The 15,301-nt window shown below is 65.4% G+C and carries 13 protein-coding genes and 3 pseudogenes; 11 read left to right on the forward strand and 5 right to left on the reverse strand.

Annotated features, from left to right (window positions below; translation table 11 throughout):
- Together Q427_RS32100 and Q427_RS08465 are read left to right on the forward strand one after the other, a co-directional pair.
- The coding region (locus Q427_RS32100; RefSeq protein ID WP_043512896.1) for a hypothetical protein at window positions 1–628 on the forward strand (628 nt) is incomplete at its 5' end.
- A gap of 53 nt (window positions 629–681) precedes the next feature.
- Window positions 682–1,911 (forward strand): toxic anion resistance protein, encoded by a 1,230-nt coding sequence (locus Q427_RS08465; RefSeq protein ID WP_043512899.1) that lies wholly within the window; start codon window positions 682–684, stop codon window positions 1,909–1,911.
- 14 nt (window positions 1,912–1,925) lie between these two features.
- Here Q427_RS08465 and Q427_RS08470 read toward each other — a convergent pair whose 3' ends face one another.
- From Q427_RS08470 to Q427_RS08490, 4 genes are all read right to left on the reverse strand, one after another.
- On the reverse strand, window positions 1,926–2,288 hold the full coding sequence (locus Q427_RS08470) for a hypothetical protein (RefSeq protein ID WP_231613549.1): 363 nt from the start codon (window positions 2,286–2,288) through the stop codon (window positions 1,926–1,928).
- Window positions 2,289–2,331: 43 nt separating this feature from the next.
- On the reverse strand, window positions 2,332–3,603 hold the full coding sequence (locus Q427_RS08475; protein ID WP_231613551.1) for a GGDEF domain-containing protein: 1,272 nt from the start codon (window positions 3,601–3,603) through the stop codon (window positions 2,332–2,334).
- Complete coding sequence (locus Q427_RS33650) at window positions 3,600–4,985, reverse strand: substrate-binding periplasmic protein (protein WP_231613557.1); 1,386 nt, start codon at window positions 4,983–4,985, stop codon at window positions 3,600–3,602. Before Q427_RS33650 ends, Q427_RS08475 begins: the two co-directional genes overlap by 4 nt.
- A gap of 285 nt (window positions 4,986–5,270) precedes the next feature.
- Window positions 5,271–6,419, reverse strand: coding sequence for a PQQ-dependent sugar dehydrogenase (locus Q427_RS08490; RefSeq protein WP_043512901.1), 1,149 nt, complete (start codon window positions 6,417–6,419; stop codon window positions 5,271–5,273).
- 186 nt (window positions 6,420–6,605) lie between these two features.
- Between Q427_RS08490 and Q427_RS08495 the strand changes: the two are divergent.
- The 3 genes and pseudogenes from Q427_RS08495 to Q427_RS35195 all read left to right on the forward strand — a co-directional run bounded on the left by Q427_RS08495 (window position 6,606) and on the right by Q427_RS35195 (window position 8,663).
- Window positions 6,606–7,906 (forward strand): annotated as a pseudogene (locus Q427_RS08495) (MFS transporter).
- Window positions 7,906–8,337: a sulfite exporter TauE/SafE family protein gene (locus Q427_RS35190; RefSeq protein WP_269321211.1), complete on the forward strand. Its 432-nt coding sequence runs from the start codon at window positions 7,906–7,908 to the stop codon at window positions 8,335–8,337. Before Q427_RS08495 ends, Q427_RS35190 begins: the two are co-directional and overlap by 1 nt.
- Window positions 8,338–8,345: 8 nt before the next feature.
- Entirely contained in the window at window positions 8,346–8,663 is a 318-nt protein-coding gene (locus tag Q427_RS35195) for a TSUP family transporter (RefSeq protein ID WP_269321212.1), read from the forward strand.
- On the opposite strand, the gene Q427_RS08505 is transcribed toward Q427_RS35195, so the two are convergent.
- Window positions 8,660–9,898, reverse strand: coding sequence for an E22 family MetX-like putative esterase (locus tag Q427_RS08505; RefSeq protein WP_051496236.1), 1,239 nt, complete (start codon window positions 9,896–9,898; stop codon window positions 8,660–8,662). The two genes, Q427_RS35195 and Q427_RS08505, sit on opposite strands and share 4 nt — an antisense overlap.
- A gap of 156 nt (window positions 9,899–10,054) precedes the next feature.
- Between Q427_RS08505 and Q427_RS08510 the strand changes: the two genes are divergently transcribed.
- The 6 genes and pseudogenes from Q427_RS08510 to Q427_RS08530 all read left to right on the forward strand — a co-directional run.
- On the forward strand, window positions 10,055–10,582 hold the full coding sequence (locus Q427_RS08510; protein WP_043512902.1) for a retropepsin-like aspartic protease family protein: 528 nt from the start codon (window positions 10,055–10,057) through the stop codon (window positions 10,580–10,582).
- 121 nt (window positions 10,583–10,703) lie between these two features.
- Window positions 10,704–11,581 (forward strand): annotated as a pseudogene (locus Q427_RS08515) (YihY/virulence factor BrkB family protein).
- Window positions 11,578–12,624 (forward strand): NAD(P)H-dependent flavin oxidoreductase, encoded by a 1,047-nt coding sequence (locus tag Q427_RS08520; protein WP_043512904.1) that lies wholly within the window; start codon window positions 11,578–11,580, stop codon window positions 12,622–12,624. Before Q427_RS08515 ends, Q427_RS08520 begins: the two are co-directional and overlap by 4 nt.
- A gap of 43 nt (window positions 12,625–12,667) precedes the next feature.
- Window positions 12,668–13,906, forward strand: a complete 1,239-nt coding sequence (locus tag Q427_RS08525) for a hypothetical protein (protein ID WP_331280573.1) — start codon at window positions 12,668–12,670, stop codon at window positions 13,904–13,906.
- The gene (locus Q427_RS36095) at window positions 13,837–14,439 is read left to right on the forward strand and encodes a VRR-NUC domain-containing protein (RefSeq protein WP_331280574.1); all 603 of its coding nucleotides are present in this window, start codon (window positions 13,837–13,839) and stop codon (window positions 14,437–14,439) included. Before Q427_RS08525 ends, Q427_RS36095 begins: the two co-directional genes overlap by 70 nt.
- A 5-nt stretch (window positions 14,440–14,444) precedes the next feature.
- Window positions 14,445–15,301 (forward strand): annotated as a pseudogene (locus tag Q427_RS08530) (ATP-dependent DNA helicase); the annotation flags it as partial.

The following is a 15,301-nucleotide window of genomic DNA, read 5'->3' on the forward strand; positions in this document are numbered from 1 at the left end:
CGAAGCCGAGGCAGCACGCCGGCGCACGGAGCAGGAGCGCGAGGCCCGCGAGGCCGGTGTGGCGGTACTCGATCCTTCCCATCCACCGTCAGATGCCGATGAGTTGATCATGGCTCTGTGCCGCGCCAAGCAGGGCCTTCTCGATACCCGACGGCCTGACCTCGCCACCCAGGTGGACCGATTCTACAGCCGCTACTGCAACGTCATGGATGTGCTGCTGGCACGTTTCGACAGCAGCGAGCTGGCCTTCGAGCGCTCACGCGGCCTGGTCACCGAGGTGTGCCTCGGGGCGGTGGACAACTTCACCTCCATGGCCGCTCAGGCCCGGGGGGTAATGGGGCTCGACGGAGACTTCGTGCGCCGCCGCCTGGAGCAGGATGGTGCCAAGCTGTCGGTGGAGGAGCGGATTGCGCTGAAACGTCGCCTGGAGCTGATCGACGACACCGAGCTGCGGTTGCGGCGTCTCGTGGCGCGAAACGAGTCGGCGCTGACGCTGCTCGATGATGCCGCCGTGGCCCTGGCACGTATCGAGACGGGGCGCCCCCAGGCATCGGTGGCCACCGACCAGGCCCTCGAGGAGCTGCGGCGCTTCATCGGCAGGGCCGAGCGTTACGGGCGCCAGCGCTGAACCTGTCAGAATGCTAGCCTAGCATCAAGGCCTTGAGATAAGGGGAAGGTAGCATGAATCAACCGTCCGGACGTGGATCCCGCCTCTCCCTGCCGCCGGTGGAGGAGATCGCCAGCGAGCTGGTGGAAACCCTGACCGAGGCCGGGGAGGAGGACGCCCCCGGGGAGGATGACCCCGAGCTGAACAAGATGGCCGACGCCTTCGTGGAAGAGGTGCTTGCCAGTGCTGATGATGGTAGTGCGCTTGCACGCCAGCGCCGTGCAGTGGACGAGATGGGCCTGGAGCTGCAGCAGCAGGCGGCGCACAAGAGCGAGATGCTGCAGACGCCGTTGAAAAAGCTGGCCCACCAGGGCGATGACGGTGGGCCGGTGGCCCGTGCCCTGGTCGATCTGCGCGGCAGGATGGAGGAGCTTGACCCCCAGCAGCATCGGCTCTCGCCCAATCGGCTCGATCGACTGCTGGCACGCATCCCCGGAGCCGGCAGCCGCGTGCAGCGCTACTTCCGCAAGTTCGAGAATGCACAACAGGCGCTGGATGCGATCATCGCCGACCTGGAAGCGGGGCGCGACATGCTGCACCGCGACAACCTGACGCTGAATGACGATCAGGAGGCCCTGCGCGAGCTGATGGGTCGGCTGCAGCGTCAAATCAGCCTCGGGCGCCTGATCGACCGGCGACTGCAGCAGGCTCTGTCCGGCCTCGTTGACGATCATCCCCAGCGCCCCTTCATCGAGGAGGAGCTGCTCTTTCCGCTGCGCCAGCGCATCGTCGACCTGCAACAGCAACTGGCGGTCAGCCAGCAGGGGGTGCTGGCGCTCGAGGTCATCATCCGCAACAACCGTGAGCTGATCCGCGGGGTGGATCGGGCGATCCACGTCACCGTCTCGGCGCTGACCGTGGCAGTGGCGGTGGCCATGGCGCTGGCCAACCAGCGCCTGGTACTCGATCGTGTCGAATCGCTCAACACCACCACTTCGGACATGATTGCGGGCACCGCCAGGGCGCTGCGTCACCAGGGCGTGGAGATCCAGACCCGGGCGGCCTCGGCCCAGCTGGACATGGAGGCCCTGGAGCAGGCATTCGGTGACGTCATGGGGGCCATCGACGATCTTTCCCGCTATCGCCAGGATGCCCTGCCTCGCCTGGACGAGCAGATCAATCGACTGGCAACGCTGTCGCGCCAGGGAGGTGAGGCGATCGACCGGCTCCAGCGTGGCAGCGAGGCCCAGCCGGAGTCGGTCGAAGACAAGACAGCGTCGACGGAGCGGCGCGACGACGGCTAGCCACACCGGAGGGGCTACTGCCGGTCGGGGCCCTCGTCGGGGCGACTGTCGGGACGATCATCGGGACTGACGTCGGGCGGGCCACCCGGGGGAGGCTCATGGCGCCAGGCATCCCGGAACGCCTTGCGCATCAGCTCCCAGGACTCCTCCATGCCCTGGCGAAGGGAGTCCCAGGCCGCTTCGCTGGCGTGCTGTAGTTCGTCGAGCCGACGGCGGGTTTCGTCGCGGCGCTGCTTCAGTCGCTCGATATCCTCCTCATACTTGACCTGTGCCTCGTCGCTGGCCTGACGGGCCCTGGCGGCCAGCTCATCGATCTCGGCGTTCCACTCGTCCAGCCGGGCCTTCATCTGCTCGATGAATTCGTCGCGTTTGCTCATGCTCACCCCCTCCTCGTTCTCAATTTCTGTCTGGCACAAGACATTATACCTCCCACGCCACCCTGTCGCGGCCCTGGTGCTTTGCCCGGTAGAGCTGGCTGTCCGCCTGTTCCAGCAGCTGTTCGCAGGTGATCCCGCTGGCCGCGGGCACGGTGCTGGCCACCCCCAGGCTCGCGGTGACCTGGTCGGCGTGGTCCGAGTAGGCATGGGGAATCGCCAGGGCTCGGATGGCATCGCGGATATGCTGGGCAACCAGGCGGGCGCCCCCCAGGTCGGTATCGGGCAGTACGCAGACGAACTCCTCACCCCCGTAACGGGCCACCAGGTCGGTGGCGCGAGTAACAACGCTGGCCAGGGCACCGGCGATCGCGCGCAGAGTATCGTCGCCGGCGACATGGCCGTAGTGGTCGTTGAAGTCCTTGAAACGGTCGATGTCGATAAAAATCACGGAGAGGGATTTGCCGGAGCGACGGGCACGTTGCCACGAGGCCTCCAGGAAGGTATCGAAATGGCGTCGATTGGCGATGCCGGTAAGGCCGTCGATGGTGGACATCTGGTGCAGCTGGTCTCGCTGATCGAGGCCGCGCTGAAAGGCATGTAGCAAATCGTCCAGGCTCTCGACCAGATGACCCAGCTCGTCATCGCCATGGTGTGCCAGGTTGGGCTTGCGCCACCGGCCGGGCTGGCTGGGGTTGGTCTCGATGATGGCTCCATGCACCTGCAGCAGTGGCCGGGTGATGAAGGCGTGAAACACGACTACCAGCAGGCCTGCGATGGCCAGCGCCTTGAACACGCCCAGGGAAAAGATCAGCAGGCTGCGATCCATGAAGTCCCGGGCCAGGCTGTCGAGAGCCAGTGTCATTTCGATATCACCCACGGGCTCGGTCGGCGAGGCGGCCCCCAGGTCATATATCAGCATTTCTTGATAGTGAAGGATGTCGCCGAAAAGCGCATGGGCCAGCCAGTTGCTGTCGGGCGCCACCTCCCTTTCTCGCAAGGCCATGCTGCGCCCGAAATCGTCCCGGATGAGTACACTGGCCACGCTGCCATCGCCGAACAGGCCCTCCACCACCTGGGTTGCCAGTTCGGGGTTGAGCTGGAAAGCGGCTTCTGCGGCGGTGCCGTGAACCAGATCAAGCCGGTGCTGTGTCTGACTCTGGACTTCCTGCCGCATCTTGCGAGCATCCAGGGCGAGCTCGATGGCACCGGCGATGATGCTCAGCAGCAGCGCGATGGAGAGCGTCAGCACGGCCTGCTTGGCGGTCAGGCTGCTTCGCTGGGCGCGCCGCTGGCGCGTTGGGAGACCGGGCATCATGAGTCGACGACTCTCGACTCGAGCTGGATGCTCTCGGCGGCTCGAAGCCTGTCGATGGCAGCCTGCAGGCGGGTGACATAAGCGTCGGGGACCGAGGGGTGACAGGCAAGATAGAGCTGTGCGTCATGGAAGATGAAAAGCTGGCGAAGCTCGATATCCGCTTCACTGGCGAGGTATTGCGCCGTCTGGGTGTTGGTGACCCAGGCATCGATCAGGCCTGCCTGCAGCCGCGCGATATTCTCACGCTCGGCTGAGGCGGTGACGATAGGCACGCCCTGCCGTTCCGCGAGCTGCCCCGCCGCGTCCTCGCGGAAGCTCCCCACCCGCAGTGATCTCAGTTCGTCCAGCGAGTCAGCCTCCACGGCAGCGTCGGCAAGGCTGAAGGCGGCCCACTCGTTGGCTCCGAGGGGGCCGATCCAGGTGAAGTGGGGCTCACGCTCGGGTGTGCGTGCCGTCGAATAGACACAGTGGTTTTCTCTCAACTGGGCTTCGGCGATGGCGCGTGCCCAGGGGAGCAGGCGGAATCTGGCGGTCAGGTCGGCACTCTCAAGGGCGGCTCGCAGCAGCCGGGTCGATTCGCCGTCGATGGTGCCCTCCTTCGCCTGATAGTTGTAGGGAGGATACTCCTCGGTATTGAAGGTCACTTCAGCACCATGGATATTGCCGAGCTCACCCCGCCGCCTGAGGGCATCCAGTGCCGTCTGCATGCGCGCCACCAGGTCCGGGTCGGTATCGCGATGCAGGGCGTAGTAGAGATCCGACTTGCTGATGGTCAGCACCGACATGAAGTCGGCGATGGGCAGGTTGTGCTCCTCCATCAGCCAGAACGCCACATCCTCGCCGTAGGCCCACAGGTCGACCCGTCCACGCTCGAGCATCTTCAGGGCGCTGACATTGGACATGGCCAGGTGCAGTTGGTCGGAGGGTATCCCGGCTTCTTGCAGCCTCTGGGCGCCAATGTCTTCACGAATGACCGCGACACGATAAGTTCCAGTCATGAGGTCGTCGAGGCTGTCGAGCTCGATGCCGCTGTCGCGGCGGGCGATCAGCGTGACCCGGTCGGTGGCGATGGGCCCGACCCACTGGAACAGCGACTCCCGTTGCTCGGTACGGGTGGTGGAAAAGAGCACCGTGGCGGGGTCCGTCAGAGCTGTCTCGTACCCGCGTGCCCAAGGCAGGTAGTGGATGTCGTCCCGTGACAGGGGCGTAGCGGTCTCCTCGAAGATGCGTTCGAGGGTCTCGATGGAGAGTCCTTCCAACCGCTCCCCGTGCTTGTAGTTGTACGGAGGGTACTCTTCGGTGATGAAAGTGAGCTCGTCCAGACCGGCAGACGCCGGAGCAGGCAACAGCAGGCAGAGTGCAAACAGTAGCCATTTTCTCATGCGGCTGTCGATGCCTCCGGTTTTGGTATTGTTTTATGCCAATATCCTTGGAGAGCGTGGCTGCGCTTGGCAGCTGCCGAAACCAACCTAGTCGATGGTGCTCGAAAAGTCATCTTCACGTCACCAACGCTAGCGCCGTCACGCCTCATCTGGAGCGGGTCGGCTTGGCCCCCTATCGGAGGGTGGTAGGCGGGGGACGGCCGGACACGTGACACCTTGGCAGGGCCGCCAAGCAGCAACAATGCACCTGCCGGGACATGACCGGCAGGTGGCAGGTGCAAGGCGTCAATGGGCTGGCTCGAGACGGTAGAGTGCGCCGTTGGTCTCGCTGAGTACGTAGAGGTAGCCGTCGGGTCCCTGGCGAACGTCACTGATGCCGCCGACCTCATCATCCAGGAACGCCTCCGTCCCGACCACTTCCCGGCCATCTAGCATGATGCGATACAGCCGCTCGGCTTCTCGCCCGCCGACGATCAGGTCGCCCTGCCAGTCGGGATAGTGCTCGCCGGTGACCAGTGCCATCCCGGACGGGGCGATAGGCTCGGGGAACTCATGGGCTGGCGTGGCGATTTCGTCATCGGTGAATAGCCGGCTGCTGGCGACCTCGTCGATGATGCCAGGGGCATCGGCGTCCTCGCCCAGGGTGAGCTGGGGCCAGCCGTGGTTGGACCCCGGGTTAATGAGGCTGAGCTCGTCGCTGCCGTTGGGACGAGCCTCGACGGCCCAGGCATCGCCGGTGTCGGGATGTACCGCCAGGCCCTGAATGTCGCGATGTCCCCAGGAGTAGAGCTCGGGCAGGAAGCCGACATCCTCGAAGCGTGGGTTGTCCTCGGGTGCCAGGCCCTGTGGATCCAGTCGCAGCAGCGACCCGGCATGATCGTTGGTGTCCTGGGCGCGGCCGGGGGTGCCGCGATCGCCGATGGACATCAGCAGGGTATCGTCGGGCAGCCAGGCCAGTCGGGCGCCGTAATGCTCGCCAGGCGAAGAGCGGCGGTTCTGCTCGAACAAGGGCTCCCAGTCGACCAGATGGTTGCCGGCCAGGCGGGCGCGTCCCAGCGTGGCGGCGGTTGAGTCGTCATCGCCGCTGGCATAGGTCAGGTAGAGCCAGCCGGTATCGGGAAAGGCGGGAGAGGAGACGATCTCGAGTAGGCCTCCGGCCTCTTCGTTCTCGATGTCGGGGAGTCCGCCGACCTCCTGGCGCATATCGTCATGAACCATCTGCAGGCGACCGCCACGCTCGGTAACCAGGTAGAGTTCGCCGGGCAGAATGGCCATGCTCGAAGGCCGGTCGAATGCATCGGCAATCTTTACCAGGCGCAGCTCCTGCTGCTCGGACGTAAGGCTCTCCGCGACCACTGTCTCATCGGCGATAACGACATTGGTTGGGACGATGGCGAGGACCAGTGGGTAAATTCCATTTATATATCGCTTCATTGCTTACCTCCGTTCCAGAGCTACTCACCAGTGTAGTGAATGCTCCTGATTCGTCATTAGCTGGTAGGCTATGAGCCGAACGGGCCCCGCCCATGGCAAGGAATGAACACTATGAATGCGGTACCAGCGGCTGCCGGCGACACGCCCCGGCAGCGGGCGTCGAGAAAGGAGATCTTCGGTTGGGCGATGTTCGACTTCGCCAACCAGGCCTTTACCCTGCTGATTATCACCGTGGTCTTCGGTGAGCTCTTCACCACGGTGATTGTCGGCGACCGGGGCGACGGCTACCGGCTGGCCAACCTGCTGTGGAGCCTCGCCCTGGCGGTGAGCTATCTGATGGTGGTCGTCACGGGCCCACTGTGCGGCGCGGTCATGGATTACCATGCTGCCAAGAAGCGGTTTCTCTTCGTCAGCTACCTGGCCACGGTAGGCGCCACGGCGATGCTCTACTTCGTGGAGCCCGGCTTTGTGGTGCTGGGCCTTCTGCTGATCGTGGTCTCCAACTACGCCTACTCCATGGGCGAGTCCTTCATCGCCGCCTTCCTGCCCGACCTCGGGCCGCCGGAGGACATGGGCAAGATCTCCGGCTTCGGCTGGTCGTTGGGCTATGTGGGCGGCCTCTTCGCCGCCGGTTTCACCCTGCTGGTACTGGGAGAGGCCACCGAGGACAACTTCGAACGTATACGCTGGGTGGGACCCTTCGCGGCAGGCTTCTTCCTGGTAGCGGCCATTCCCACCTTTCTATGGGTCAAGGAGCGCGGCACGCCGCAGCCACCGGGCAAGTCCTACCATCAGATCGCCTGGGAACGGGTGGCGACGACCCTGCACGAACTCAGGCACTTCCGCGACCTGGGCATTTTCCTGGTCTCGCTGCTGTTTTCCATGGCGGGGGTCTACATCATCATTGCCTTCGCCTTCATCTACGGCGCCCAGGTGATCGGCTGGGACGAGGCGATTCGCAACATCATGTTTATCATCGTCCAGATCACCGCGGCGGCGGGGGCGCTGGGTTTCGGCTTCATCCAGGACCGCATCGGTACCAAGCTCACCTACCTGCTCACCCTGGCGCTCTGGGTGGCGGCGATCTTCGCCATTTGGGCCACGCCGGAAGTCACGGCCTTCCTTAATGTACGCCTGGGGCTCGAGTGGGAAGCGCAGCACCTCTTCCTGGTGGTGGGCTGCCTGGCCGGGCTCAGCCTGGGATCGAGCCAGTCGGCCAGTCGCGCCTGGTGGGACTCTTCTCGCCGACCCGCAAGGCGGCCGAGTTCTTCGGTTTCTGGGGGCTGGCCAACAAGCTCGCCGGTGTCTTCGGCATTATCGGCCTGGGGTTGCTGCAGACGGTGGTTGGCCTGCAGGCCTCCATCCTGCTGTGCGCCGCATTGTTCCTCATCGCAATCCTGATCTGCCTTGCCGTCAATCAGGCCCGTGGCCAGCAGGCGGCCCGCGACTGGGAGGTGCGCAACCCGATTAAGGAAGGGACAGGCTAGTGTCGCTGCTGCTCGATCCGTTGCTGCTGGTGCTTGTGGCCTTGACCTTCCTGGTGGCCGGTACCGTCAAGGGTGTCATCGGCATGGGCATGCCGACCGTGTCGCTGGCCCTGCTGACGGCTACCGTGGGGTTGCCCTCGGCAATGGCGCTGTTGCTGGCACCCACCATCATTACCAATATCTGGCAGGCGCTGGTCGGGGGGCACCTTGGGCAGATCCTGCGGCGGCTCTGGCTTTTCCTGCTGGCGTCCACCGTCACCGTCTGGTTGGGGGTGTCGGTGCTGGCCAGGGTGGACGTGCGCTGGCTATCGGCCCTGCTCGGGGTGCTGATCATCTACTATGCGCTTTCCGGCCTCTTTCGCCTTGGGGGAGGGGCGATCATGCGCCATGGTCGCCATGCCGGTGCCGTGAATGGTGCCCTGACCGGCTGATCACCGGCATGACCGGCTCGTCGGTCTTTCCGGGCGTGGCCTACCTGCAGGCGCTGGGCCTGCCGCGGGACATGCTGATCCAGGCCATGGGTGTGCTGTTCGTGGTCACGACCGCGGCACTGGGTTTTTCCATGGGTGAGCAGCGCCTGCTCACCGTCGAATTGGCCATGCTTTCGCTGATGGCGGTGGTGCCCGCCCTGCTGGGCATGCAGCTGGGGCAGCGACTCCGACATCGGCTGTCGGAGGCTGCCTTCCGGCGAATTTTCCTCACCGGCCTGCTGGTCATGGGAGGCTACCTGCTTTTGAGAGCGCTACTCTCCGGCTAATCGGCGAGGAAGGCACGGATCCGGTCGCCGGCCTGGTCGATGCCGACCACGCCGTCGAGATGGCCGCGGTTGCCGTCCAGGGTGACCAGTTCCACCGGGGTTCCGTCGGCGCCGATCATCTCGGCGGTATCGCGGACGCCTTCAGGAGCGAAGACCAGATCGTTCTCGCTGTAGAGAATGAGCGTCGGCGCGTCGATGGCGGCCAGCCCCTCCTCCAGACTCTCGCCGTGGCCGGTAACGAAGGCCTGGTTGGCCTTGACCAGATAGAGCAGGTGGTTGGCATCGGCGACCTCGGCGCGGGCTGCGGCGATATCGTCGAGGGTCTGCTCGATGGCGTAGCGGGCGTGGATGTCGCGGGTCGGGTCGGCGTCTTCGTCAGCCCAGCTGCGGTCGAAGGTCTCGTTGGCCCACTGCCAGTGGTTGGCGTTCAGGGTCACCAGCTTGAGCGCCTCCCGCAGTCCGTCCAGGGGCGGCTCGCCATCGTAGTAGTCGCCGTCGTTCCAGTTGGCATCGATCCGGATCGGGGCGGCCCAGGCGCTCAGGGTGGCTAGCAGCCAGGGATCGCTCTGGCCGCCGCCGATGACCGGGATCAGCCGTTCAACCCGCTCCGGGTAGGCGCTGGCCCACTCATAGGCCTGCAGTGCTCCCATGGAGGCTCCCATGACCGCATGCAGCTGTTCGATGCCCTGGCTTTCCAGCAGGGCCTTCTGTACCTCGACGAAGTCGCGGATGGTCACCAGCGGGAAGGCCAGCCCCCAGGGTTCGTCGGTTTCCGGGTTGATCGAGGCGGGGCCGGTTGTCGTGACGTTGGGGTCATGGGCGTTGAGATTGACCAGGGTATCCGAGGAGATGATGTAATACTCGTCGGTATCCAGTGGCTTGCCTGACCCGATGATGGCATCCCAATAGCCCGGTGCGGCATCGTCATCGGCATAGCGCCCCGCGGCGTGGCTGGTGCCCGAAAAGAAATGCGTGATCAGGATGACGTTGTCCTTCGCTTCGTTGAGGCTGCCGTATGCCTCCCATCCGATCTTTACCGGTGCGATGGTTTCGCCGCTGACGGTGGTGTACTCGTCCATCTCGAAGACCTGCTTCTCCACCAGGCCATCCCAGGCCAGGGCCGCCGAGCTGCCCAGCAGCAGGGCGCTGGCGCAGAGTGTCACACCGGCGAGGCGCTGTGGGGTGAGGGAATGCTTTGCCGAGACGAGGGTCGAATACTCGAAGCTGTCATGCATGGGGCTATCCTTGTTGTAGTCGTTCGCGCGATAGTCGTCTGCTCACGCAGGGCCCTTCATGGCCCAGGGTGGCAAGCGATCTTCAGTACAGACAGCAGGCGCAGGGGTGTCAATGCCAAAAGGGCTGTCCCCGACAATGGCCAAGGGAGACGTGCTATGAGCCGTGGTGACGGATCGGTCCGACGGACCGGGCTGGGTATGATGCTGCTGTTCTGGATACTGTTCATCGGTGCCGGTGCCTGGTGGTTCCACGGCTTTCTCGAGCAGCAGCGCAACCCTAACGCCCATCTGGTCAATGCTGTGACTGGCGAGGATGACCCGGTCGTCCTTGAGCGCAACCGCTCGGGCCACTTCATGGCCACCGGACGCATCAACGGCGAGCCGGTGGAGTTTCTGCTCGATACCGGTGCCACCTATGTCGCCGTGCCTGCGGAGATGGCCGACCGGCTCGGCCTGGAAAGCGCGGGTTCGGCCTGGTTCAATACCGCCAACGGCCGCGTGCGTGGGGACCTGACGACGCTGGATGAGGTCAGCCTGGGGGGATTTACCGCAGGGCAAGTGCGGGGCTCCATCAGCCCGGGGCTGGACGGTGAGGTGGCTCTGCTGGGCATGAGTTTTCTCAACCGCTTCGATATCGAGATTCGCGATGCCCGGATGGTCCTGCGCCCGGCACAGCAACCCTGAGGAGTTCATGACCGACCAACCGAGAGGCCGCCGGGCGGAACGACCCAAGCAGATACCGAGTCCAGGCTGGCTGGACGTCATCTGGCGAGTCAAGCAGGAGCTGGCCGATGACCGAGTCAACATGCTCGCGGCCGGTATCGCCTTCTACGCCCTGTTATCGCTGTTTCCTGCCATCGCCGCCGTCATTTCCCTGTGGGCGCTGGCCTACGACCCCCATGAGATCGTCAGCCAGATCGACGAAATAAGCCGCTTCATGCCGCCGGGCGGGGCAAGCCTGATCAATGAGCAGGCGCGGGAGATCAGCGAGAGCACCGATACCGGGCTCAGCCTGACGGCCATCATCAGCCTTGTCGTGGCGCTGTTCGTGGCCTCCAAGGGTGTGCGTGGAGTGCTGATCGGACTGAACGTTGTCTACGGCGAGGGCGAGCGTCGCCCGCTTCTTCAGCGTGCGTTGATCGTTGCCATCCTTACCCTGGGGCTGATACTGGTCTCCCTGGCTGCCACCATCTTCGTGGCACTCTTCCCCCTGGGGATTGGCATGCTGGGCCTGGACAGCACCACGGTCAGGGTCATCGGCTGGCTGCGCTGGCCGGTGCTGCTGTTGCTCATGATGCTGATCATCGCCGTGCTCTATCGCTTCGGCCCCTACCGCAGTGCGCCACGCTGGGAGTGGGTCAGCGTCGGCACCGTCACCGCGACGCTGCTGTGGCTGCTGGGCTCCGGCGGCTCTCACTCTATGTGAGCCATGTGGCCGACATGGCTGAGCTCTACGGTTCGCTGGGAACCGTCGTGGTGTTGATGCTCTGGTTCTGGCTCTCCGCCTTCGTCGTATTGCTTGGCGCCGAGATCAACGCTGAAATGGAGCGACAGACCCGCAAGGACACCACCATCGGTGAACCACGGCCCATGGGCGAGCGCGGCGCCCATGCCGCCGACACCCTGGGGCCCAAGCGACCCTGGCGGCGGTCCAGGCAAACACAGCATGGAGACGAATCATGAGCCTGACCCTGACCCAGCGACTCGGCATCGAGCTTCCCCTCCTTCAGGCGCCCATGGCCGGCGTTCAGGGCTCGGCGCTGGCCATCGCGGTAGCCGAGGGCGGTGGCCTGGGGGCGCTCCCCTGCGCCATGCTGCCCCCCCAGGCCATGAACGACGAGCTCGAAAGGATTCGCGCGCAGACAACGCGCCCGCTCAACGTCAATTTCTTCTGTCACCTGCCGCCAGCGCCCGATCCTGACCAGGATGCACGCTGGCATCAGGCACTGGCGCCCTACTATGCGGAGCTGAATCTCGATATCGACAGCGTACCGTCGGGTGCCGGCAGGCGCCCCTTCGACGACCAGGCCTGCGATGCACTGGAAGCATTCCGTCCGGAGGTGGTGAGCTTTCACTTCGGCTTGCCATCGCCGGCGCTGCTCGAGCGGGTCAAGGCCTGGGGGGCGACGGTGCTCTCCTCGGCCACCACGGTGGAGGAGGCACTGTGGCTCGAGGCGAACGGCGCCGACGCGGTGATCGCCCAGGGGCTCGAGGCGGGCGGCCATCGCGGCATGTTCCTGACCCAGGACCTCACCACCCAGGTCGGCACACTGGCGCTGCTGCCCCAGGTCAAGGCAGCCGTATCGATACCGGTGATCGCTGCCGGCGGTATCGCCGATGCTCGGGGCGTGGCGGCGGCGGTTGCGCTGGGGGCGGATGCGGTTCAGATCGGTACCGCTTTTCTCTGCTGTCCCGAAGCGATCACCTCGTCGCTGCATCGCCGTGCCCTGCAGAGTGAGGCATCGCGTCACACGGCATTGACCAACCTCTACAGTGGCCGGCCGGCGCGGGGTATCGTCACCCGCCTGATGCGCGAGCTTGGTCCCATCAGCACCGTGGCGCCGGCCTTCCCGCTGGCCACGGCGGCCATCGGGCCGTTGCGCAGCGCCGCCGAGGCGCTGGGAAGTAGCGATTTCTCGCCGTTGTGGGCCGGGCAGAACGCCAGCGGCTGCCGCGACGTGCCCGCCGCCGAACTGCTGCGAGAGCTGGCCCGCGAAATATCCTGAGGCTGCAATGACGCGGTGGCAACAGGGCTGATATCATGGATGAATGAACAGTGCTTCGCCTGTCGCGCCGGTCACGGCCTCCCTCGACGATCCCTTCTACTACCTGGCGAATTTTCGCTTCGTACTCGGCTGGGTGCGTGAGCGCCACGACGATCTCCTGGATGTCGGCGAGCGGCGCTTCATTGCCGATTTCCATGGGCTGCCACGGGCTTCCCAGGCGTTGCTGGTGCGCATGGTCATGCGCAAGGGCGACCACTTTCGCACCACGAAGCTCGTCTATGCCGAGATCGACGACTCCTCGGTGGCACTCGATGCGCTGATTGATGCCAGTTGGGTCGACGCCGATCCGTTGCTGAGCCTGGAAGAGCTGTTTCGCCAGCTGCGCCTGGCCGAGCTGCGCCGCATCCTTGGCGAGGAGATTGCATCGGCGGGCCTGTCGAAGTCGGCGGGCAAGGCGGCGCTGTACCAGTCACTGTCGCGCCGGCTAGACGCACCGCGCCGGCTGGCCGATTGGGGGGAGACATCGTTACTGCAGGGGGAGCGGGTCATTCGGCTGGCCGCCATGGCCACCTGTGACCGCCTGCGCCTGATGTTCTTCGGCAACCTACGCCAGGACTGGTCGGAGTTCGTGCTGGCCGAGCTGGGCCTGCAACGCTTCGAGCGGGTTGCCTTCTCCCTGGCATCGCGGGCCTTTTCGACCCGGGATGAGGTCGATGCCTACCTGTCGCTGCACCGACTGCGCGAGCGCCTCGAGGAGGGCGAGTGTCCCGAAGCGCTGCATGCCCAGGTGCCGGCGGTGCCCGAGGGCAACGCCTGGCTGGGCGAGCGTCGGGCGAGGCTGCTCTACCGGCTGGGCCAGGCGGCGGAACGGGGTGGCCGGCAGGCCCTGGCACTCCAGGCCTATGCCGAGGCCGATAGCAGCGAGGATGGAGGAGGAGGGCATGTGGAGGCCCGCATCCGTCGCCTGCGCCTGCTGGAGCGCCTGGGCGAGCATGAGCGTGCCTTCGGACTGGCTTCTGTCATGGCGGCCCGCAAGGCAACACTTGACGAGCAAACGCCCGACGAAAGAGAAAGTCAGGCCCTCGAGCGGCTGTTACCGCGGCTTCGGCGCCGGCTGGGGCTGGCGGCGGAAGTACCGCAGGCGTCACCTCCGCCCGAACGCTGGGACCTCTGCCTGAAGCGATCCGCGGGCAAGGAGCGCTGCCGGTCGGCGTGGAGCAGGCCGTCTGCAATCATCTGGGTACTCCGCAGGCACCGGTACACTATGTGGAGAATGCGCTGATTACCGGGTTGTTCGGCCTGCTTTGCTGGCCAGCAATCTTCGCGCCACTGCCGGGCGCCTTCTTCCATCCCTTCCACAGCGGCCCGGCGGACCTCAACCGCCGCGACTTCGTGATACGTCGTCGCCCGCTGTTCGAGGCCTGTCTGGCCCAGTTGGAGGATGGCCGCTACCGCGAGTCGATCCTCCAGACCTGGCGGCGCAAGCAGGGCCTGGCCTCGCCCTTCGTGCACTGGGAGACGCTCGACGAGACGCTGCTCCAGCAGGCCTTGGCGCGTATCCCCGCCGCTCACCTGCGCGCCTGCTTCGCGCGGCTGCTGCTCGACCCCCGAGCCAACCGGGCTGGGCTTCCCGATCTGATCCAGTTCCTGCCGGAAGCCGAAGCCGCCTCACCGGCCTATCGGCTGATCGAGGTGAAGGGACCCGGAGATCGGCTGCAGGACAACCAGCGCCGCTGGCTGGCCCACTTCCAGGCCCAGGGTATCCCCGCGGTGGTGTGCCATGTGACCTGGCAGGACGATGTTTTCGGTTCATGACCGCGATGGAAGAACATTATCGCATCGCGGTGCGCACCCTTTGCGACTTCACCGCCCGTGAAGGCGACCTCGACCATCGCTTCACGCCATCGCCCAGTGCCAGGGAGGGTATCGCCGGGCATCTGCTGGTGGCGAAGCGTCGTGGTGCCGACCATGAGGTTGAATTGCCCCTGTCGGGCAGTTACCAGGGGCTTGTGGTCAGCGGTCGTGCCGATGGCTACAACCCGCGGGCCAATCGCCTCGAGGAGGTGAAGACCCACCGCGGCGACCTGTCGCGCATGGCGGCCAACCAGCGCGCCCTGCACTGGGCCCAGGCAAGGGTCTACGGGGCCCTGCTGTGCGCCGAGCGAAAACTCGAATCGGTGACGCTGGCGCTGGTCTATCTCGATATCGCCACCGGCCGCGAGACACGGCTGACCGAGGAGGCGAGTGCTGCCGAGTTGGCGGCGTTCTTCGAGGTCCAGTGTCGGCGTTTCCTGGCCTGGGCCGAGCAGGAGAGCCGCCATCGTCAGGCGCGGGATGCGAATCTGCACCGGCTCAGCTTCCCCCACCCCGACTTTCGCCCCGGCCAGCGGGAGCTGGCCGAGGGGGTCTACAAGGCGGCGGCCACCGGGCGCTGCCTGCTGACCCAGGCGCCCACCGGTATCGGCAAGACCATCGGCACGCTTTTTCCCCTGCTCACGGCCATGCCGCGCCACGGGCTCGACCGCATCGCCTTCCTGACCATGAAGACACCGGGGCGACGCCTGGCACTGGATGCCCTGGCCCGGCTGGGGGTAGCCAGGAGCGGGGAGCAGGATGTGCAGCCCAGGCCGCTGCGGGTGCTGGAGCTGGTGGCCCGCAGCAAGGCCTGCGAGCACCC

Source organism: Halomonas sp. BC04 (assembly GCF_000568385.1).

What these genes read in the sequence shown, in the direction of transcription:
- Q427_RS08465 (WP_043512899.1), top strand. Translation starts at nt 682, where the DNA reads ATGAATCAACCGTCCGGACGTGGATCCCGCCTCTCCCTGCCGCCGGTG.
- Q427_RS08470 (WP_231613549.1), bottom strand. Translation starts at nt 2,288, where the DNA reads ATGAGCAAACGCGACGAATTCATCGAGCAGATGAAGGCCCGGCTGGAC.
- Q427_RS08475 (WP_231613551.1), bottom strand. Translation starts at nt 3,603, where the DNA reads ATGATGCCCGGTCTCCCAACGCGCCAGCGGCGCGCCCAGCGAAGCAGC.
- Q427_RS33650 (WP_231613557.1), bottom strand. Translation starts at nt 4,985, where the DNA reads ATGAGAAAATGGCTACTGTTTGCACTCTGCCTGCTGTTGCCTGCTCCG.
- Q427_RS08490 (WP_043512901.1), bottom strand. Translation starts at nt 6,419, where the DNA reads ATGAAGCGATATATAAATGGAATTTACCCACTGGTCCTCGCCATCGTC.
- Q427_RS35195 (WP_269321212.1), top strand. Translation starts at nt 8,346, where the DNA reads ATGACCGGCTCGTCGGTCTTTCCGGGCGTGGCCTACCTGCAGGCGCTG.
- Q427_RS08505 (WP_051496236.1), bottom strand. Translation starts at nt 9,898, where the DNA reads ATGCATGACAGCTTCGAGTATTCGACCCTCGTCTCGGCAAAGCATTCC.
- Q427_RS08510 (WP_043512902.1), top strand. Translation starts at nt 10,055, where the DNA reads ATGAGCCGTGGTGACGGATCGGTCCGACGGACCGGGCTGGGTATGATG.
- Q427_RS08520 (WP_043512904.1), top strand. Translation starts at nt 11,578, where the DNA reads ATGAGCCTGACCCTGACCCAGCGACTCGGCATCGAGCTTCCCCTCCTT.
- Q427_RS08525 (WP_331280573.1), top strand. Translation starts at nt 12,668, where the DNA reads ATGAACAGTGCTTCGCCTGTCGCGCCGGTCACGGCCTCCCTCGACGAT.